This window comes from Vibrio sp. 1F263 (assembly GCF_041439035.1).
GTDB lineage: Bacteria > Pseudomonadota > Gammaproteobacteria > Enterobacterales > Vibrionaceae > Vibrio > Vibrio tasmaniensis_A.
The window spans coordinates 1-4,003 of the sequence record NZ_JBGONI010000089.1 but is presented as its reverse complement, the minus strand read 5'-3'; the positions used below and the strand labels follow the sequence as shown (position 1 = coordinate 4,003).

Genomic DNA, 4,003 nt, shown 5'->3' with positions numbered 1-4,003 from the left:
ATTGGTACATCAATATAACGCCAGAGGGGTTTGATAAGGCACTCACCTGGCTTGATTAAACGATGCTTCTGAAACTCATTTTTGGACAGAAGCTTGTTAATGCCTTTGCTAAGTTAGCGAGTCATGAATAAATGCAAGTGTAAAAGTCCCTTAACTCATTGCATTGTATTGATTGGAAAGGTCAGATACTGGGTGCTCCCAATTGATGAACAATTCCAAATCATCGCAGGGAGCAACCGTAATACCCTTAAATTATGTATGAAGAGGTGCTAACTGATAGCTCTGGCTAAGAACAGCTAAAAGCACTGTTCTTAGTTGAATTACTTGAAGTAATAAGAAAACACGAGTTCGAGGGTATCAACATCACCTGCTAAATGATGCCATTGTAGATCTGACTTAATTTGACCAAAGTCCAATACATTCACGCCGACGCCTATGTTGGGGTGAACATTATCCTCCACCTCGAAATCTTCCGCGTGGTTCGAACTTGCATCAAGATAACCTAAGCCCAAACTGAAGTACGGGGCGAATTTATCGCCCCAAAGCTGCGTAACTCGATAAACAAAGTTAAAGCTGTAATGTTGGTAATCGACCGTCATATCATTATATTGCGTATGTTCTGCTTTCAAATCGACACTATTTAGCCAACGATAAGTAAACTGGATACTCGCGTTATTATCAAATTGGTACCCTAAGCTACTTCCGAAAGAAAACTGACTGTTACTTTCCTGACTCCACGCGTTGTGGTCAGTATCTGGCTCTAACCATGAAATCCCAGGATTAGCTGTTACATATATTCCGTTATTCTCTTCTGCAGAATGAGCGAAAGGAGAAACACTTAACAATAGTGGGACGACCACTTTAACGGCAAGTGACTTTTGATGTCTAAACAGTGCGAGTATCGTCAATAGCAGCGTGCTTAAGAACCCTATAGAACCACCACTGCTGGTTCCCGCGATAACCTTCCCCCCATAAGGAACACCGGCTTGAATATGAAGATTAACGGTAGCAGGGTAACTATGTCTTGTTCCAATATCTGTAACATCATATTCAAAGCTATCATCGCCTATAAAACCAGCGTCAGGCGTGTAAATGAATTCACCAGTCTCCTTAAGTGTTACCGACCCATGCATTGGTTGTTTATAGATTCGCGCAGTTAAATCTGCATAAAAAGGAGCTTGTGTATTTGCATCATCTGTATCGTTAAGCAACACACCTGGTGCAACAATGGTATCAATACTGTCTGCGTAAAGTGAGTAGCTATCATTATTAGCAACTGGCGCAGCATTGTTAGGGATAAGAGTCCAACCTGTGGAGAGAATTGTTATTGATACTTTTGCTTGGCTCGTATTGATTGAATAATAAAATTCATCATTGCCATAATAATCAGCATCAGGTTGATACTCAAAACTGCCGTCTGCATTCAATGTGACACTTCCATACAAAGCATCTTGGTCTAATGTAGCGGCTGCTGAATTTTCATTGGTATCATTTTTAAGCACTCCATCTTGGCTAGATACAATCAACTTAGTATCTTGATCAACCTCATAGCTATCTGGGTGAGCATAAAGAGATTCATGTTTTTCGAATGCGCCAATGTCGATACTCAACCCCTGTGGGCGGGTTTGCTTGAGGTAATCTGATATGATTGAGCTTCCATCGGCATATAGCGCTTTAGCGTCGTCGCCTTTATCAACAAGCGCTATTGAAAGCGTGTTTGGAACGAAACAATTAGTTGTAACGCACCCTGCAAGTGACAGGCCAGTATTAGGGGTGTCATCGACACCAGGTGTCGAAATAAAGTTATTGTTGTTCTCTGATAATGGGTAAATAGTTGTATCGTCCCAATCAGTTGGATAAATTGCAGAGCCAACATTATTTGCACCATCGATTATAACGAGTAGATTGTTATTGGCTATAAGCTGAGCACTATTGATTAACTCTATATGGGTCGCTTTGTAAGTAGCAGGGTCTACATTTTTAGTAATAGTCGGGTAATACAGCGTACTATTGGTTAGCGTCAATTTTCCTTTATTGACATAGATTGGCCAACCTCTATTAGCATCCCTTCCATCAAATAAAGTATTTATAATTTGTGCATCAGCTTCATTAAATCTAAAAGTAGAATTAAATAAGCCTTTAAATATACTATCTTTGATGACTGCCGTTGTGCTGCTGCCTGAACTATCTTGACTAACTTGAATAACATGACTGGCTGTGCTTTCAACCAATGGTCCATTAGATTCAAAAGCCGTATTTTCAATAAAAACATCACTATTAAAAATAAGGGTAGGTGCTGATCTTGGACCAAGATTTTCGAATATAAATGAATCTTTTATTGTAACCAAGCCATCTTGAGTAGACATGATGGATGCCTCTCCTTGCCTAGGCACTATCCTATATAGGATAACGTTATTGAGTGTTACATTAGCGTTATCGGAAAAGATAAAACCTGACATGTGTTCTGCCCACACATTTTCAATGGTGGCATCGATGGTGCGCCCTGCGGTATTTCGAGGATTAATGTCAAATAAAAGACCAGATGATCTTAGAATCAGATTGTTAGGATCATTCGGATAACCAGTATTAAATGAGCCAGTATCAGAAACCCAGCGTTGATGGTCATTAATGTGGACATAATCATCGCCTAATCCTCGAATGATAATATCATCAGTAATTGTCATTCGGTTGTCGGTTTGACCTGAAGGGACTTCACCCAAATTAGGCGAGATAGGTGCTTGTGCATTATATGAAGCCGGTATTTCGATAGTATCTAAACCAGGATTAGCATTGGCCTTTTCGATGAAATCTCGAAGTGAGCCTATGCCTTGATCACTACTTGTTGTTACCGTATAAGTGGCAGATTGTACGCTCAAAGAGCTAAAAAGTAGTCCAAATAAAATTATTGACTTTGGAGTCATATTACCATCCTTGATATCCATGAAAAAACTAAGCCCAGATTTTTTTAAGTTACTTGTAACCAACAACTTAGCTCATATATAAGAATATCACAACTCTCCCTAAGTAATGACTTTTGGAGATGTGTATACTTGGGTGCGGACGGGAGTTTTTTCAAAGTAATGTGTTTGCTTTACACATTAGCTAGTTCTATTACGATCTAGATGGGTTCTAGAACGTTTTGGGGCATTTCTGAGGTAGAATGTACCACGGGTAAAAATTCAGCCTGTGAAGGTTTTGGACAATTATCATTTGAAGAAAATGCTCTAATCGCTGTTATCACCAAGCGACTTTGTCGTTTTTAAGAGCAAAAACGCCTCACATCTGAGGCGTTTCACAGTTAATATATAAACTGAGGATTTATTTGAGTTTTATATGTTTGTTGGTCTATCAGTAATTCTTCACCTTAAATGTAAGGCTGAGTATTGTTGGCATTTTGAACGTCTTATTTTTGTGATAATTGCGGGGAACCCCCCCCCTTTTTTTTTATTTAGCAATTCACTACCTTAAAAACTATGGTGGACTTGGGCGTTACCCTTTGGGCAAGGCTTTTTGCTTGTATCTTTCACCTATGGCCTAAGAGTGGCATCACCCTGATGAGTCACTGCGTGCCGCCTCAGAATGTGCCTCTCTACAGTCCCTATCTAAAAGGATATCGCTGCAATCCTGAACGCCAGCGCCTCGTCATTCTTCCTCGTTGCCGTTCGTCGTACCTTCTCACTCCTTTCACTGACATCCATTAAGTTCGAGTAAGGGCTTGTTGCCTTATGTGCCGGTTTTCCTTTCGACTCGCATCATTTGATGGGGCTCGCAGACTGTTGACCCTCCTAAATCAGAACCTTCTCTGCAAGGGTGAATGAACGCTTCGCGCCCCTGCAGAGAAGAACCCTGTTTGAGGTAGGGGCAGCCAAGCGGCTCCATAAAGTGATACTCAAACAGAAAGGAAACTCCTCATGGCACAACGACACTCAAGCCCAACTCTCTCTAAACCGATGTTCAGCGACCAGCGTTTCGCCGCTGGGCACGAAAGCTCACCAAAAAATGA

General features: G+C 40.8%; 1 protein-coding gene. It reads right to left on the bottom strand.

Annotated features, from left to right (window positions below; genetic code table 11):
* Nucleotides 1-320 precede the first annotated feature (320 nt).
* Nucleotides 321-2,921: an Ig-like domain-containing protein gene (locus ACED25_RS23030; RefSeq protein ID WP_017099404.1), complete on the bottom strand. Its 2,601-nt coding sequence runs from the start codon at nt 2,919-2,921 to the stop codon at nt 321-323.
* Nucleotides 2,922-4,003: the final 1,082 nt, after the last annotated feature.

Bases quoted from the DNA above. Each gene is read 5' to 3' on its own strand.
- ACED25_RS23030 (WP_017099404.1), bottom strand. From the start codon at position 2,921: ATGACTCCAAAGTCAATAATTTTATTTGGACTACTTTTTAGCTCTTTG.